General features: G+C 32.3%; 17 protein-coding genes. 5 read left to right on the top strand and 12 right to left on the bottom strand.

The genetic code is table 11. The features are described 5' to 3' along the window. Positions 1 to 112: 112 nt before the first annotated feature. The 4 genes from MMARC5_RS05245 to MMARC5_RS05230 all read right to left on the bottom strand — a co-directional run bounded on the left by MMARC5_RS05245 (position 113) and on the right by MMARC5_RS05230 (position 3,992). Entirely contained in the window at positions 113 to 1,699 is a 1,587-nt protein-coding gene (locus MMARC5_RS05245; protein WP_048058482.1) for an S-layer protein, read from the bottom strand. A gap of 75 nt (positions 1,700 to 1,774) precedes the next feature. Continuing rightward, on the bottom strand, positions 1,775 to 2,182 hold the full coding sequence (locus tag MMARC5_RS05240) for a cupin domain-containing protein (RefSeq protein ID WP_231288475.1): 408 nt from the start codon (positions 2,180 to 2,182) through the stop codon (positions 1,775 to 1,777). Positions 2,183 to 2,278: 96 nt separating this feature from the next. Beyond that, positions 2,279 to 3,175: a GTP 3',8-cyclase MoaA gene (gene moaA / locus MMARC5_RS05235; RefSeq protein ID WP_011868795.1), complete on the bottom strand. Its 897-nt coding sequence runs from the start codon at positions 3,173 to 3,175 to the stop codon at positions 2,279 to 2,281. A gap of 130 nt (positions 3,176 to 3,305) precedes the next feature. Further along, entirely contained in the window at positions 3,306 to 3,992 is a 687-nt protein-coding gene (locus MMARC5_RS05230) for a peptidylprolyl isomerase (RefSeq protein ID WP_048058481.1), read from the bottom strand. Between the two features lie 109 nt (positions 3,993 to 4,101). Between MMARC5_RS05230 and MMARC5_RS05225 the strand changes: the two genes are divergently transcribed. Next, positions 4,102 to 4,746 (top strand): molybdenum cofactor guanylyltransferase, encoded by a 645-nt coding sequence (locus MMARC5_RS05225; protein ID WP_011868793.1) that lies wholly within the window; start codon positions 4,102 to 4,104, stop codon positions 4,744 to 4,746. Positions 4,747 to 5,276: 530 nt separating this feature from the next. On the opposite strand, the gene gatC is transcribed toward MMARC5_RS05225, so the two are convergent. From gatC to MMARC5_RS05195, 6 genes are all read right to left on the bottom strand, one after another. Beyond that, a complete protein-coding gene (gene gatC, locus MMARC5_RS05220) occupies positions 5,277 to 5,516 on the bottom strand; it encodes an Asp-tRNA(Asn) amidotransferase subunit GatC (RefSeq protein ID WP_011868791.1) in 240 nt (79 codons plus the stop codon). Between the two features lie 17 nt (positions 5,517 to 5,533). Continuing rightward, the gene (gene dapA, locus MMARC5_RS05215; protein WP_011868790.1) at positions 5,534 to 6,403 is read right to left on the bottom strand and encodes a 4-hydroxy-tetrahydrodipicolinate synthase; all 870 of its coding nucleotides are present in this window, start codon (positions 6,401 to 6,403) and stop codon (positions 5,534 to 5,536) included. Between the two features lie 10 nt (positions 6,404 to 6,413). After that, positions 6,414 to 6,605 carry a 30S ribosomal protein S17e gene (locus MMARC5_RS05210; protein WP_011868789.1) on the bottom strand — a complete coding sequence of 64 codons (192 nt, stop codon included), beginning with the start codon at positions 6,603 to 6,605 and terminating at the stop codon, positions 6,414 to 6,416. 84 nt (positions 6,606 to 6,689) lie between these two features. Beyond that, a complete protein-coding gene (locus tag MMARC5_RS05205; RefSeq protein WP_011868788.1) occupies positions 6,690 to 6,974 on the bottom strand; it encodes a chorismate mutase in 285 nt (94 codons plus the stop codon). 99 nt (positions 6,975 to 7,073) lie between these two features. Continuing rightward, positions 7,074 to 7,790, bottom strand: a complete 717-nt coding sequence (locus MMARC5_RS05200; RefSeq protein ID WP_011868787.1) for a 6-hydroxymethylpterin diphosphokinase MptE-like protein — start codon at positions 7,788 to 7,790, stop codon at positions 7,074 to 7,076. 9 nt (positions 7,791 to 7,799) lie between these two features. Then, complete coding sequence (locus tag MMARC5_RS05195) at positions 7,800 to 8,528, bottom strand: anaerobic ribonucleoside-triphosphate reductase activating protein (RefSeq protein ID WP_011868786.1); 729 nt, start codon at positions 8,526 to 8,528, stop codon at positions 7,800 to 7,802. A gap of 76 nt (positions 8,529 to 8,604) precedes the next feature. Between MMARC5_RS05195 and MMARC5_RS05190 the strand changes: the two genes are divergently transcribed. The 3 genes from MMARC5_RS05190 to MMARC5_RS05180 all read left to right on the top strand — a co-directional run bounded on the left by MMARC5_RS05190 (position 8,605) and on the right by MMARC5_RS05180 (position 10,545). Next, the gene (locus MMARC5_RS05190) at positions 8,605 to 9,387 is read left to right on the top strand and encodes an MBL fold metallo-hydrolase (protein ID WP_011868785.1); all 783 of its coding nucleotides are present in this window, start codon (positions 8,605 to 8,607) and stop codon (positions 9,385 to 9,387) included. A gap of 140 nt (positions 9,388 to 9,527) precedes the next feature. Beyond that, positions 9,528 to 10,244: an AzlC family ABC transporter permease gene (locus MMARC5_RS05185; protein WP_011868784.1), complete on the top strand. Its 717-nt coding sequence runs from the start codon at positions 9,528 to 9,530 to the stop codon at positions 10,242 to 10,244. Further along, positions 10,237 to 10,545, top strand: a complete 309-nt coding sequence (locus MMARC5_RS05180) for an AzlD domain-containing protein (RefSeq protein WP_048058480.1) — start codon at positions 10,237 to 10,239, stop codon at positions 10,543 to 10,545. Before MMARC5_RS05185 ends, MMARC5_RS05180 begins: the two co-directional genes overlap by 8 nt. Positions 10,546 to 10,604: 59 nt before the next feature. Here MMARC5_RS05180 and MMARC5_RS05175 read toward each other — a convergent pair whose 3' ends face one another. After that, the gene (locus tag MMARC5_RS05175) at positions 10,605 to 13,265 is read right to left on the bottom strand and encodes a valine--tRNA ligase (RefSeq protein ID WP_011868782.1); all 2,661 of its coding nucleotides are present in this window, start codon (positions 13,263 to 13,265) and stop codon (positions 10,605 to 10,607) included. A gap of 402 nt (positions 13,266 to 13,667) precedes the next feature. Here MMARC5_RS05175 and MMARC5_RS05170 point away from each other — a divergent pair, with 402 nt between their 5' ends. Then, a complete protein-coding gene (locus tag MMARC5_RS05170; protein ID WP_011868781.1) occupies positions 13,668 to 14,105 on the top strand; it encodes a universal stress protein in 438 nt (145 codons plus the stop codon). A 5-nt stretch (positions 14,106 to 14,110) separates the two neighbouring features. Here MMARC5_RS05170 and MMARC5_RS05165 read toward each other — a convergent pair whose 3' ends face one another. Further along, a complete protein-coding gene (locus MMARC5_RS05165) occupies positions 14,111 to 14,809 on the bottom strand; it encodes an endonuclease III domain-containing protein (RefSeq protein WP_011868780.1) in 699 nt (232 codons plus the stop codon). Positions 14,810 to 14,813: the final 4 nt, after the last annotated feature.

Raw genomic sequence — 14,813 nt, 5'->3', positions numbered from 1 at the left:
ATATCGCGGCCATACTTTTCACTATGAATATGGATTTAGCTTTTAAAAAATTATCTGTTGAACACGATTATATTTTGAACAAATTTGAAAAAAGAAATAATTTAAAAGTGTATTAAATGAGATTCATGATGGACAATACTGCACTTTCCGTACTGTATCTATCCCCTCCTGCAATTACAAGGACGTTATTTCCATTTGCTGCACCTTCAACTAAAACTGCTGTCGCAGGACTTTCATTGTCGATATCAATTTTTCCTTTATTCTGCAACTCTTTTGTTAAATGGTTTGCAACAGGGCCACCTATAAGGATTAAATTTTTGTCCGTTTCATCAAGTTCGATTTCACTATCAAGGACAACTTCTGGAACTTTTCCTGACGTTGTAACCAATGTACCTCCGGTTGAACCAGTAGTTACTGTTTTTTCAGCCGTAAATTCAGCAATCATTTTATCAAGATCATCTTCATCATCAAATACTAAATTTACATAATCTGCAATCTCGATTCTGTCACCATCTTTTATTCTTTCAATATCATTTCCATTATATACAAGTGCAATTCCTACAGTTTTATCTTCATAAGTTTTTAAAAAGTCGATATTTCCATCGTTATTGACGACTGCCCTTATTTCCCAGTTTTCAATGTATTCTTCCCCCAACTCTAATTCAGTAATTGATTTACATATTGTAATATCTGCATAGCCAGTATCTGCAGCCGTATTTAGCCATACATCATGAACTGTAACTCCAATCTTTCCTGCAATGAATGAGAATGACTTATCAGAACTTAATGTTTCAGTATGTTCTTCAATCATGTTTCCATTTCTTAATACTGATATTTCAACACGGTATTCATCCTCATTTTCTAAAATTTCTCCCAAAACTACCTGATATTCGCCTGAACTTATGTATTCGTTATGTGCAATGGTTCCTTCATAAGAAGCTGTTCCAAGATATATTATGTCATCATCTTCATCAATTTTTACAATACGGTATTTATCGCCCAAAAACGGAATTTCATAACCTTCTTCTAATTCTTTTGCTAGTTTAAAGGCAGATATTTGATTAGGATAGACAATTGATACATAAACCATATCTTTTTCGATATTGTATGTTTGAGAATTTGCATTTTTGTCTGAATCAGTAATTCTTACAAATACCAGTTCTGAGGCATCATCATCCGATTCAAAATGGTTTTTTGGATCTATATCATATAACTTAAGTAAATATCCTAATTCTCCAAGAGATCTCGTTTTATCTGCTTCCGAAAATTCAGAATATGAAAATGAATTTCCTTCATCATCGTCGAAATAGTCAGAATAACTGTCATCTGCTCCAATAACTAAAATCCACGATTTTTTAGTACCTGCACTATCTAATTTATCTGTTCCATCCAGTAAATTAATACTTTCAGATTCTCCAATAATTTGATATCCTGTTGTAGATGTGTCTTCAACAACCTTTTCAGTGTATGTAAGAGTTCCGATTTTTGCAGATATTTTGTTTGCAGATGTTACATCTGGTGTAGCGGAGTTTTCTCCAACTACGATATAAACATCAGGATTCCCGTTCTTTACTAAATCATCATCTAAAAAGTCATTGACATTCCCGTATTTTTCGAGAGCGTAAACTGCTGTGACAGACGCAGACAATAGTGTGCTTCCAAATAGAATGCATCCTATTTTTTTTAGAATCGATTTCAAAATTTCACCCATTCTCCTCATTAATAATATATTTTCATTTAGAATGATAAATAACCTACGTAATTGGGTTTAATATTAATCAGAAAATTTTTTAATTATATTAGAATGTTTAGGATATTTTGTTAATAGTTCTTCTTTCGAAGCAAGGTGGAAATCTTCAAAATCAAAACCCTGGGATACAGTGCACCCAACAATTATAAAAGAACTTTTTTCAATAAGTTCTGCTGCAAAATAGGAATTTTTAGAGATAATTACTTGAAAATTTTCATTTTCTTCAAGATTGGATCCCAACTTTTTTAAGGTATATTTTCCATATTCATCAATAATGTGAACGATGGCTGAACTTCCAAAATGGTAATGCCATATCTCATCAGATTTTAAACGGTGAAATTTCGAAACATCGTTTCCACTTAAAAGATAGTATATCGAAGTAGAATAGAATCGGTCTGAATTGTATCTTTTTGGTAATTTATCTTTTGAAATTACTTCTTCAGATTGGTAAATTCTTTTATAGAATCCCCTTCAGGATGTTTTTCTAAATCAAGCTTTTCAATGAAATATTCAGCAGTTTTCATTATTTCACTGAGCTTTACAGAACGGTTCTCTTTCTTCAATACATTTTATGAAATATTTCCTAGTATCTTCCCCATTTCGAACTGGATTTACGACATCTACTAAATTATCGTCTCTTAAAAGGCAGGGTTTTAAATAACCGTCATATGTAAGCCTTATTCTTGTACAGTGTTCGCAAAATTCGGTATTATCCATTGGTCTAACAAATTCAACTTCCAATCCATCAATAAGGTATTTTTTCCTGTTTTGCATGAATTTTCTTGTAAATACTTGGTCAGCACTTTTTGCAATTTCTTCTTCAATTGGAACAACATCTATGTGGTGATGTTTTAATTCAGGTTCCATTGGAATAAATTCAATTATTTGAAGAATTGCACCAATTTTTCTACAGTAATCCATAATTGCTGGAAGTTGATTTACTGTACAATCCATTGCCAAAAAATTAACCTTTAATGGAGTTAAACCTACTTCAATGGCTTTTTCTATTCCTTTTTTTACGCTTTCGATATTTCCGCCAACAGTAATTTTTTTGTACTGTTCGGGGTTCAATGTATCTAAACTTACATTTACTCTATCGAGTCCGGCATCTTTTAATTTTTGTGCATATTTCTCAAGTAATATTCCGTTTGTAGTTAAAGAAATGTCTTTTATTTGTTCATCTTTGATATTTTCAATAATTTCTGGTAAATCCGTTCTTAAAAGCGGTTCTCCACCAGAAATCTTAATTTTTCTAACTCCAAACTCTAATGAAGATTTTACAATTTTTCCAATTTCATCAGCACTCATTAATTTACCATGTTCTTCATTCCTACCTTCTTTATGGCAGTAAAAACATTTTAAGTTGCATTTTGGGGTTATTGAAAGTCTAAAAGAACGAATTTCTCTTCCGTATCGGTCTTCCATGATTATCACAGGATGTAATTTGTGGTTAAGGGGTAATGTTTACACTAACTATGTACCGTGTAATTTAAAAAAGTTACTATTTAAAATGACGCCAATAAAAAGTGAAAAAGAGAAGATTATTTAATTTTAATTATTCGGTTTTTTCTTCTTTTTTAACGAAGTTGTCAATGAATGAAACTTTTTTAGCTTCTAATCTTTTGATTAATTCGTTAGAAATTCCCATTTTAACCATTTGGAGGTTTTGCATGAATGCTGTGTTTTCAGGGAGATCCAATGTTACGTTTTCGCCGTCAATGGTTATTTTTAAGTTTTCTTCTGAAATTCTTGGGATGAATAATTTTGCAACTTCTAAAGCAACAGCTTCAGGAGCTTCTACAACTTCTTCAATTTTTAATTTGTATTTCAAATCTTTTCCTGCAAGTTCGTGGTTGAAGTCAACTAAGATTCTTCCACCGTTTGCGCTAACAACTTTTCCGATTTTGTTGTCAATGTTTACAGGCATTCCTGGAATTGGGTTTACGTTGTGTTTTTTGAATTCTTTCATTGGAACGATTTTTACCTGTGAAGCGTCTCTTTTACCGAAAGCATCTTCAGCAGCTAAATCAAGTTCTCTTTCTTCTCCAACGTTCATTTCCATAATGGCACTGTCGAGTCCCGGAATTAACATTTTTTCGCCAGCGGAAACAGTAACTGAACCGTAAACCATGTTTGGATTGAAAATTCCTTGTTCTTTAGCCAATTCTTCGTTTGTTGTATCAAACAAGTTTTCTTCAACATATCCGTCGTATGAAATTTTTACGAGTTTTCCTTTTTCCATTATTTCACCATTTGTTTCAATAAATCCAATCGCAACGATTATCACAACAAGTATAAATAAAAGAGTATATAAATCTTGTCAAAATCATGTTTTAAAAATCGGGAAACTTATGATATCAGCGATTATATTATCTGGCGGAAAAGCAGAACGTATGGGCGGAGAAAAATCCTTTAGAAAGTCTGGCAATAAATATCTAATAGAAAATATTGCAGATATGCTTCTAGATATGGAAATTCCATTTGTTACAGTATTTAAAAACCCCAGATTTTTGGAAAAACCTGAAGGCGAAATTGAAAAACAGCTATATTACTATAAAAAGTATCATCAAACGATTACTTGGGATTTTGTTCCCGGAATGGGCCCTTTAATTGGAATGCTTTCAGGAATGTTGAACACAACTTCACAGTGGGTCTTTTTGGTTCCATGTGACATGCCATTTATCACTGAAGAATCTATCATAAACTTAATCGAATGCATAAAAGAAGCAGAATTAAATGGCAATGATTGTATCGTTCCAAAACACAAAAACGGCTTTATCGAACCACTTTTTTCATTATATCACATTTCATCAGTAAATGTACTTGGAACAATTGTCGAAGAAATGCTCGAGAAAGATAGATCATTTCCGATAAGGCGTTTGATAGATGAATTAAATCCATTATATGTTGACGTTGAAAAAATTGATGAATCTTGCAATGTATTTATAAACCTAAATACTCTTGCAGAACTTGAAAACGCATGTTTTGATCGATAAATACTATATATTTTTTTAAATTTAATTTGATAATTTATTAAAGCGATTTTTTCTGATATTTAAAGTAAATACCTACTGAAAATATAGATATCCATTATTAACGTTTATTTACGGCAAAGAATAAATACAAACCAAAAAGAATAGTAATATGTCGAAAGGGGTGGTGTCCCTGATCGATGGAGAGTGTAGCTTAAACCAATGATATACAGTAGTTACCAAAATATCATTTAAAGTCCATAGTACTACACTAAAATCCCCATACTACAATACCAACTAAAAATCAGAAATTCTCCCCAACTTTTTTATAAATTATTTTTAAAAAACTCGAAAGCTATTTTTAAATTAACAAAAATTAAAATTTAAAACATAAAAATAGAGTAGTTAGTTACTTAATTATTTGTTTTCTCTCTTATCTTTCTTCATTCTTCTAATTCTTTTTTTGTAGTGTTTCCATCTCATTTGTCCTTTCTTTTTCCATCTTCTTGAGCTTCTTTTTATAGTCTCACGCTCCATTTGTTATTTTTTAAGAATTATTGGCTCCATTTACTTTTTTCAACGACAATTGAGCCGTCTTTTACTTTAGGCGCCACATTCAATGCATCATTTTTGAATGATTCATCAAGAAAAGCTTCATCATCGTCTCTGAGTACGTTTTTCGTTTCGAGAATATGGTACTCTTCTTCAGTTTCGAGATCGAAGTTTTCTAAAACTTCCGAAAGCTGAGCAACGATTTCATCCGCTTGTTTTTGAATTTTTTCAACATTAATCATAATATCACGAACTGTGATTATTTTAAGAGGCCCACGGTGTTAAGTGCATTTTGCAATTTTAATTTATTGCCTTCCGCCATTTCGCAGAGTGGTAACCTTAACTCGCCTGAAGGCATTCCAAGCATGTTCATCGCAGTTTTAATCGGTATGGGATTTGTCTCGACAAACATTAATTTCATTATTGGAAACAATTTGTAGTGAATTTCTTTTGCTTTGTCAAATTTGCCTGCATTTGCAAAATCAACCATCTGAACGAATTCTTTTGGCGCAATATTTGCAATAACGCTGACAACACCCTTTCCTCCGAGGGATATGATTGGCAAAGTTAACTCATCATTTCCAGACAATACGTCAATGTTGCACGAATCCAGTACCTCAGAAACTTGAGATAAATTTGGATTAGCTTCTTTTATGGCTGTTATATTACTGTATTCTTCAAATAAGTATTTAATAGTTTCTGGTTCTATGTTTAGCGCAGTTCGTGAAGGAACGTTGTATAGAGCGATGGGCACGTTTATTGAATTTGCGATTTCTCCAAAATGCCTTTTCAAACCTTCCTGAGTTGGTTTGTTATAATATGGGGTTATTAATAACACTCCATCAACGCCGATATCTTCCGCATATTGCGAGAATTCTAGCGCTTCTGAAGTTGAATTAGAACCGGTACCTGCAATTACTTCAACACGGCCGTCTACGAATTCAACAACATTTTCAATGACTTTTTCATGTTCCAATGGCGTTAATGTTGGTGATTCACCAGTTGTTCCAACAGGAATAACTCCACTAATTCCATTTTCAATTAAAAAGTCAATGTTTGTTCGCAAACCATCGTAGTCCACTTTGCCGTCTTTAAATGGAGTAACAATCGCAGGATATACACCTTGCATAATTACACCCTTATGCGTTCATTTTTTTTACTTTAGCAGTAACGTAGCCTGCAACTCTGTTTCTCAATGTTTTTGTCGAGATCATTGCAACTTCTTCAACAGCTTTTTTGTTTTCTTCAAAATCGCTTGTGAACTTATCTGCAAATTTCTCGATGAGTTCTTCGCCGGTTCTTTTGATGAATGTTTGTCTTATTCTTCCCAAGTTATCACCTTTTGAGAATGGTTAATCTTGTTTCATTTCTTATTACATTTGTAATTATAATTATATATTTAGCTAAGTTTACCCTTAAATGCTGTCTTTTTGGACTTCTTTATTGTAATCCATAAGAATCTTCATAACTTTTAGGGCCACTTCGGGTTCTATGTGGTGCTTTTGACACATCAAACGTGTTTTTTCGCATATTGCTTCTTCTCGTTTAGGGTCGAAGACGCAAGTTCCTAGTGACTTTTTCAGCGTAGCAATTTCAGGTGCGAAACTGGTTCTTTCAGCAATCAATTCGATTAACTGTTGGTCAATTTCGTTGATTCGCTTTCTAATTTCTTCGAGTCTGTTTTCCGAAGAATTTGACATAATATCTCCACGAGCAATAAATAGAATTATCAGAAAAAGTATTGAAATATATATTATTTAAACTTACCTATGGTTTTTTAAAACATCCAAGAAATAGACTTAGGCCATGAACTCAACGGGGCTATTTCCATTCTCAATAAGCCAATTTACAAACATTTCCGCATATTTTAATTTTTTCACTTTAACTTCATCGGCAAGTTCAACGTCATTTTCAATGTTTGGACGCGAATATTTCGTTACATATATTCCAAAGTCCATTCCGCAAAGTATTATTTTTTTAGCGCCAAATTCTTCTGCTAAAAAACAACACCTATCCCCGTCAGTAAATCCACCGTAATTTATGAGAAAATCAAATTTTTTCGGAAATTGGGTGCTTCCAACAATGTTTTTCAGTAATTCAATGTATTTTTCAAGTTTATCGATATTATCTCCATGGGCATGAGCTACAACGATTGAACCAAGATCATTACTTTTTAAAATTGAATTAATATCCCCATCTAAGTCCGAAACGATAATATCTGGAACTATATTTTCTTCCAGCAGGGCTTTAGTGGCTCCATCGGCTGCAATAATTGTAATATCTTGATTCATATTTTCTTTTAAGTTTAAAACATGTTTTTTAAGAGATGGGCCTGCACCAAAGACGTAAACCTCTTTTCCGAAGATCTTTTTAGAAATTTCACTTAAATTCACATTATTTTTAAATTTTTCAATAATTTCTTCAAGAAGTTCTGCACTTTTTAAGTCTTCAGCACTTCCGTATCCGAAATCATCGAGGATTTTTTCGTAAAAAGATCCCCATGTCTTTAAATCCATATTATCGCTCTAAATGATTGGTATTTCACTTGATAATGTTTTGATTTTCACATTTTCAATATAATTTTTAGCAAGTTTTCCTAAACTAAGTAATTCATCTTCGCTAATTGGTTTTAATTTTTCCATTTCTTTATCATATGCATGTTCTATGTCAAACTGCTGGATGGTGTATAAATCACAGTTTTTAACGGTTTTTGCAATTTCTCCAATATCTGATTCATCCATTAATTCTGGAATAAATGTGGTTCTGCATTCTACAAATACTCCTGCTTTTTTACAGATATCTATTATTTTTAAAATATCTTCTTTAATTTCTTTTTTGTATCCAGTAATTTTTTCGTAGTTATCAAATCCTGCTTTCACATCTATTGCAATGTAATTTATTAAATTATTTAAAACAAGTTTTTCCACCAAATCAGGGTTTGTTCCGTTGGTATCAAGTTTAACTGGAAAACCTTTTTCTTTTGCAAGTTTTGCAAGTTCTAAAACTGCTTCTGGCTGAAGGGTTGGCTCTCCACCACTTATTACAAGTGATTCAGCAAACATCAAATCCATGCCGTTAAAAACTTCTTCAGCGGTCATTTCTGATATGTTTGTCGTAATGGTTTCATAATTTTGGCAGTAACCACATTTCATATTGCATCCTGATAAAAAAACAATAGCAGATGCATGTTTTGGATAATCAATTGTTGAGAGGTCTACGATTCCAGATATTTTCAAAATTTCACCAGTGCCCATATGTGTTTTATATAAAACAGTTACTTCTATAATATATAAAAATAGATGATTTAAATATTTCTTAAGGTGGTTTTTCATGGAAATAAAAATACTTGTGGACAATACTGCAAAAGGAAAGTTTTTAGCACAGTCTGGATTTTCAGCAATTATAAAAGACAACGATTCTAAAATTTTATTTGATTGCGGTCAAAACGCTCTGGTTTTTGAGAATAATTTAAAATTGATGGATGAAGATGATAATTTTGATGCGGTAATCTTTAGCCACGGTCACTATGATCACACAGATGGATTTAATTATTTTATTGAAAAATACGGGGAAAATTTAGACGTTCCAATCTATATTCACGAGGCTTCTTTCGTTGATAGATACCATGGAAAAAGATACATTGGAATCGATGAAAATATAAAAGATTTCTTAAAAAATTATAAAAATTTAAAAATTGTAGAAAAACCCGTTAAAATTTCAGAAAATTTAATAATTTCTGGAACAATTCCAAGAAATAACTATTACGAAAGAGAAGATTTTGAAAAAATAGAAAATGGTCAAAAAACAGAAGATATCATACTTGATGATATGTTTGTTATTGTAAAAGACATAATTCTTTCAGGATGCACTCACAGCGGATTAATTAACTGTGTCGAACATGCAAAAACGTTAAAAGATGTAAATGGGATTATTGGCGGTTTTCACATGGGCAGCGTATCTGAAAATTACATAAATCAGGTTAAAGATTATTTAAATGACCAAGATTTTAGATTAGTTTCACCAATGCACTGCACTGGCTTTAATGCTACAAAAGAATTAAGTTACGTTAAAGGATTTAAATTTGGACACGTTGGAAGTGTTTTCGAAATTTAATTTTTCTATTTTTTTTATATTATGTATTATATACTTTACAAAAAGTGTTATATGTGAAATTTACATATTAATCGGAGAATCTTAATTTTTAAACCGAATTTTAAATAATTTAAAAAACTAAATATAAATTTGGAGAAATCATGAAACAGTTGCCATTTAATAAACTGTATTTTGAAGGAATAAAAGATGCAATCCCTATATCCATAGGTTATCTGCCAATTGGAGTAGCTTTTGGGATTTTGGCAAAATCTATGGGTATCCCTTACGAAATTTCAATTTTAATGTCTTTAATTATATTTGCAGGTGCAAGCCAGTTTGTAGGGGTTAATTTGATTGCTATTGGGACTTCGTCTTTTGAAATAGTTTTAACCACTTTTATATTGAATTTAAGGCATTTTTTAATGTCTTCTTCCCTTTCGCAGAGAATCGACTACACAAAATCTAAAAAGTTTTTGAGTTTAATTTCTTTTGGAGTAACTGATGAAACTTTTGCAGTGGCTTCATTAAAAGAAGAGCCCAAATTAAGTCCTGAATTTTTATTTGGATTAAATTTTACCGCATTTTTTGCATGGAACTTGGGAACTTTTCTTGGAATTTTTTTAGCAGAAAGCATCCCAAAAGAGATACAGAGCAGTATGGGGATTTCGCTTTACGTAATGTTTATTGGACTTTTAATCCCTGCAATTAGACGTTCAAACAAAGTTTTAAACATTGTACTGGTTGCAATATTCATTAGTTCTGCCCTGACATGGCTTCCTTTGTTTAACTTTATATCTACGGGCTGGATAATAATAATTACGACGATTCTGGCGTCATTTATCGGAGCTAAGTTTATACATGGTGATGGCGATGAGTAGGGAAGAAATGGTATTATTAGTGATATTCATGGCAATTGTAACATATATTCCAAGAATGCTCCCAATCGTGCTGTTTAAGGATTCAAAACTACCGCATTTTTGGAGGGCATTTTTTAGCTACATTCCTTATGCGGCTCTAGCATCGTTAATATTCCCCGGAATAATTTATTCAACAGGAAATATTTATTCAGCAGTATTTGGGGGAATTGTTTCTTTAATACTGGCGTACTACCGATTAAACGTGATAATCGTAGTATTTGGGGGAATAATTGGCGCATATATTGTCCATACTTTGATTTAAATTTTTAAAAATTGGAAAAATAAATATCTAAAAAATATTTTAAAAAAGAATATTTGAAATTATTGAATTATTGCAATAGTATCGATTAAACTGTCGATATCTGCAGTTTCAACAATTTCTCCTTTGTTATATATTGCTCTTCTTACTTCTTTGATGTGTTCTTTGTTCAAAGCACCAAATTCAGTTTCGATTCCTTCTGAAAGCATTTTTTCGATCGTTTCTGCATCTGCTTCTTTAATAAGCGCAGTTACTTTTCCAGCATCTTTTTTAAATTCTGGACCGATTTTGGACTTGTTTGGGGTCACTTCTGAAATTTTTTGCTCAAGGAGTGGTTTTCCAAGATTTAGTTCAAGTTCTTTAATTTTCAAAGATTTTTTGATATCTTCTGAAACTTTTGAAAGAGCATTGAAATCTTTTTCATCGCTTACGTACATTTCAACTTTGTTTAATTCTGCGTTAAGTGGCATTCCTTTGTTTGATTTGTATCTCCTGATTGATGCAACCGTATTCTTTGCAACTTTTCCGATAAATTCGTTTTCTAAACATATCATGCTTTCATCTGCAACTGGCCATGCGGTATGCAAATCGTCGATTTCGTAGATTTCCCCAACGATTTCTGCAAAGTGTGGTGTAAATGGTGTAAGTAATTTTACAGATTCTGTAATTACTTTGTAAAGTGTGTATTGTGCCATTAATTTTTCTTTTTGAGCGCTTTCAGATTCTTCTTTGTTGTAGAGTCTGTGTTTTACCATTTCGATGTAGTTATCGCAGAATTCGTGCCATAAGAATTTCTGAATTTCCACAACTGTGTTTATTTTGTAATTTCCAAGGTCTTTTGAAACTTTTGAAATTAAATCATTTAATTTACTTAAAATCCATAAATCAACAGGGTTATCAATTTCAATAGATTTCAATGATTTTAATTCGGAAATTACTTCATCTGAAACGTTCATTTTTGCAAATTTACATGCATTCCATATTTTTCGTAAAAATCTTCCGCCATATTCAACTTCTTTCCAGGCAAATGGAACATCTTTTCCAATGGTGCTGTTTGAAGCCCATAATCTTAATGCGTCTGCACCGTAAGTTTTAGTAATTTCTCCAGGTTCTACAACGTTTCCCCTGCTTTTACTCATCTTAAATCCATCTTCACCGAAAACCATTCCGTTAATTACGATTTCATCCCATGGTTTTTTTCCAGTAATTGCAAGTGATCTAACAATCGTGTAAAAAGCCCACGTTCTGATGATATCGTGGCCTTGAGGTCTTAATTGAACAGGGTAGTGTTTTTTGAAGAACTCTTCGTCTTCAAGCCATCCTGCTATAACGAGTGGGGTAATTGATGAATCCATCCATGTATCTAAAACATCAGTTTCTGCAACAAGCTTTGAGTTTCCACATTTACAGGTGTATGGACTGTCTTTTGTTGGATCTATTGGCAAATCTTCAGGTTTTGCTACAATGATTTCTCCACATTCTTTACAGTACCAAACAGGAATTGGGGTCGCAAACAATCTCTGTCTCGAAATACACCAGTCCCAGCCCATATCTTCGACCCATTTTAAAAGCCTTGCTTTCATATGTTCTGGAACCCATGAAATTTCGTTTGCAGCGTTTTCTACTTCTTTTAATAGCTTTGTAACGTTTACAAACCATTGATCTCCAACAATGATCTCGATAGGGGTTTTACATCTCCAGCATGAACCAACGTTCTGTTCAAGAGGGTCCTGTTTTATCATGTAGTCTTCAGAAATTAAATCAGAAATAATCTCTTTTCTTGCATCGTCTGATTTTTGACCGGCATATCTTCCGCAGATTTCTGTAAGCTGTCCTTTTTCATTAATTGCTTTTTTAACTTCTAATTTGTGCCTGTTTACCCATGTAACGTCAGTTTTGTCACCAAAAGTACAAACCATTACAACTCCAGTACCAAAGTCTTGTTCTACATCGGAATCAGGGTAAACTGTAACGTCCTGATTAAATAATGGAACTCTAACGGTTTTTCCAATAACATCGCTGTATCTTTCATCTTCAGGGTGCACAACGATTCCAACACAAGCAGCCATTAATTCAGGTCGTGATGTTGCAATTTCAAGGTATTTTTCAGCATTTTCTGCGTATGGGAATTTTATGTAGTTTAATTTTGAAGTTCTTTCTTGATATTCTACTTCTGCAAATGCGATAGCAGTTTCACATCTCGGGCACCAGTTTACGGGGTGTTTGCCCCTGTAAATTAACCCTTTTTCGTACATTTTCAAAAATGCAGTCTGTGATTTTCTAACGTAGTCTGGATTCATTGTAATGTATTCTCTATCCCAGTCAATCGAGATTCCAAGGGATCTAACCTGGCCTCTCATTTTTTCTACGTTTTCATCAGTTAATTCTACACAGAGTCTTCTAAATTCATGTCTGTCAATATCTGACTTAGTGATATTGTTTAATTCTTCAACCTTAACTTCTGTTGGAAGCCCGTGGCAGTCCCAGCCCTGGGGGAAAAGCACATCGTATCCATTCATTCTTTTAAATCTCGCAATGATGTCCATATAAGTCCAGTTAAGCCCGTGTCCAAGGTGCATTCTGCCTGTTGGATATGGTGGTGGGGTATCGATAATATATGGGGGCCTTTTTTCATCTTCTAAGAATTTGAATGTTTTTTCGTTTTCCCATTTTTCCTGAACTTTTTTCTCAAGTTCTATTGAATATTCTTCTTTTATTTCCATTATTTCCCTCAAATTTGCGGTAAATCAACGTTTAAAATCGATAAGAATTTTTTGAAAATTTTAACATAATATTGATAATCATCATGAACTTGTGTTTTTTAAATTTATATTTGTAATGCAAGTAATAATAAAAAATAACAGATTCAGCTTATGGAAGATATCATCACCAAAAAATCAGATAACCCTCTTTTCATCATCATCCGTTCTAAATAATATCTACAGGATATATAAATGGTTTATTTAACTTATTTAAATATTGTTTCTATATTAGTTTATTGGTTGAATGCTAAATTGATATTAAATTACTCAAAATATCTTATTTCGGCTGTTTTAGTCGATTTAAATAAATAGTAATATATATTTTAAAAATTAATATTAAATTAATTAGAACGGGGTGAATTCATGGTTTATAAAAAAATTATTATGCCCACAGACGGATCAAAAATATCAATTGAAGCTGCAGAGCAGGCAATAGAATTGGCAAAGGCAACCAATGGGCGAGTTTATGGAGTTTATGTAATTGACATAGTTCCATTCGTAGGACTTCCAACTGAAGGACTTTGGGAAAGCATGAAGGAAGTTTTAGAAAAAGAAGGTCACACTGCACTTAGAAAATTGATGGATATCGCAAAAGAAAAAGATGTAGAAATAAAGACTGAAATTTTGGAAGGAACTCCTTCAAAAGAAATTGTCGAATATGCCGAAGCTAAAAAAGCAGATTTGATTGTTATGGGTACAACTGGAAAAACGGGACTCGATAAACTTTTACTTGGAAGTGTTGCAGAGAGAGTTTTGAAAAAGTCACACTGTCCTGTGCTTTTAGTAAAATCTTCTGAATAAATAAATTATTTTATTATTTTTAGAAGTGGACATTTATAATAATTTTCTTTTTTTCGGTAGTAGTTTTTAGCATGTTCAACCAAAAGCGCATGATATTCTTGGTACATTTCAAGGTTTTTTGGAATATTTTCTTCAAATAATTCTTTAATTTTATCGTATTTTTCGTTATTTTTAATTAAATTTAAATTAAAAAGTATTCTTTTGGTGTACGCATCAATTACAAAACTTGGAACTTTAAATGCATACAGAAGCATCGAATCAGCAGTTTCTGGGCCAACTCCTTTTAATTTTAGCAGTTCTTCGCTTGTTGGCGTATTTTTTAATTCAATAAAATATTTTGAAAAACCTTTCAAACGTTCCGATTTTTGATTGTAGTATCCGCTTGGTTTAATCGCTTCTTTTAAAAGTTCAATATCTAAATTAATTATATTTTCTGGCTTAATTTCTATTAAATTTCTTAAATTTTTCAAAGATTTTTCAACAGATGGCCATGAGGTATTTTGAGTTAAAATTGCACCGATACAGATTTCAAAGCACTGGTTTTTTGTTTTTGGATATTCGTAATTATTTGGGTGATATCCATTTACTGAGCCAGTTTTTGTAGGATTGCATCCATCGAATTCTAAAAGCGGCCACCAGCCTTGTGGGCCGTATAACTCAAATAAATAGTCGTAAATTTTTTGTAAAATTTCTTTATCTTCCATATTT

The organism is Methanococcus maripaludis C5, assembly GCF_000016125.1.
GTDB classification, from domain to species: domain Archaea; phylum AGJL01; class Methanococci; order Methanococcales; family Methanococcaceae; genus Methanococcus; species Methanococcus maripaludis_D.
This window is presented reverse-complemented; position numbering and strand designations above follow the sequence as displayed.

Bases quoted from the DNA above. Each gene is read 5' to 3' on its own strand.
- moaA (WP_011868795.1), bottom strand. From the start codon at position 3,175: ATGGAAGACCGATACGGAAGAGAAATTCGTTCTTTTAGACTTTCAATA.
- MMARC5_RS05230 (WP_048058481.1), bottom strand. From the start codon at position 3,992: ATGGAAAAAGGAAAACTCGTAAAAATTTCATACGACGGATATGTTGAA.
- MMARC5_RS05225 (WP_011868793.1), top strand. From the start codon at position 4,102: ATGATATCAGCGATTATATTATCTGGCGGAAAAGCAGAACGTATGGGC.
- gatC (WP_011868791.1), bottom strand. From the start codon at position 5,516: ATGATTAATGTTGAAAAAATTCAAAAACAAGCGGATGAAATCGTTGCT.
- dapA (WP_011868790.1), bottom strand. From the start codon at position 6,403: ATGCAAGGTGTATATCCTGCGATTGTTACTCCATTTAAAGACGGCAAA.
- MMARC5_RS05205 (WP_011868788.1), bottom strand. From the start codon at position 6,974: ATGTCAAATTCTTCGGAAAACAGACTCGAAGAAATTAGAAAGCGAATC.
- MMARC5_RS05200 (WP_011868787.1), bottom strand. From the start codon at position 7,790: ATGGATTTAAAGACATGGGGATCTTTTTACGAAAAAATCCTCGATGAT.
- MMARC5_RS05195 (WP_011868786.1), bottom strand. From the start codon at position 8,528: ATGGGCACTGGTGAAATTTTGAAAATATCTGGAATCGTAGACCTCTCA.
- MMARC5_RS05190 (WP_011868785.1), top strand. From the start codon at position 8,605: ATGGAAATAAAAATACTTGTGGACAATACTGCAAAAGGAAAGTTTTTA.
- MMARC5_RS05185 (WP_011868784.1), top strand. From the start codon at position 9,528: ATGAAACAGTTGCCATTTAATAAACTGTATTTTGAAGGAATAAAAGAT.
- MMARC5_RS05180 (WP_048058480.1), top strand. From the start codon at position 10,237: ATGAGTAGGGAAGAAATGGTATTATTAGTGATATTCATGGCAATTGTA.
- MMARC5_RS05175 (WP_011868782.1), bottom strand. From the start codon at position 13,265: ATGGAAATAAAAGAAGAATATTCAATAGAACTTGAGAAAAAAGTTCAG.
- MMARC5_RS05170 (WP_011868781.1), top strand. From the start codon at position 13,668: ATGGTTTATAAAAAAATTATTATGCCCACAGACGGATCAAAAATATCA.
- MMARC5_RS05165 (WP_011868780.1), bottom strand. From the start codon at position 14,809: ATGGAAGATAAAGAAATTTTACAAAAAATTTACGACTATTTATTTGAG.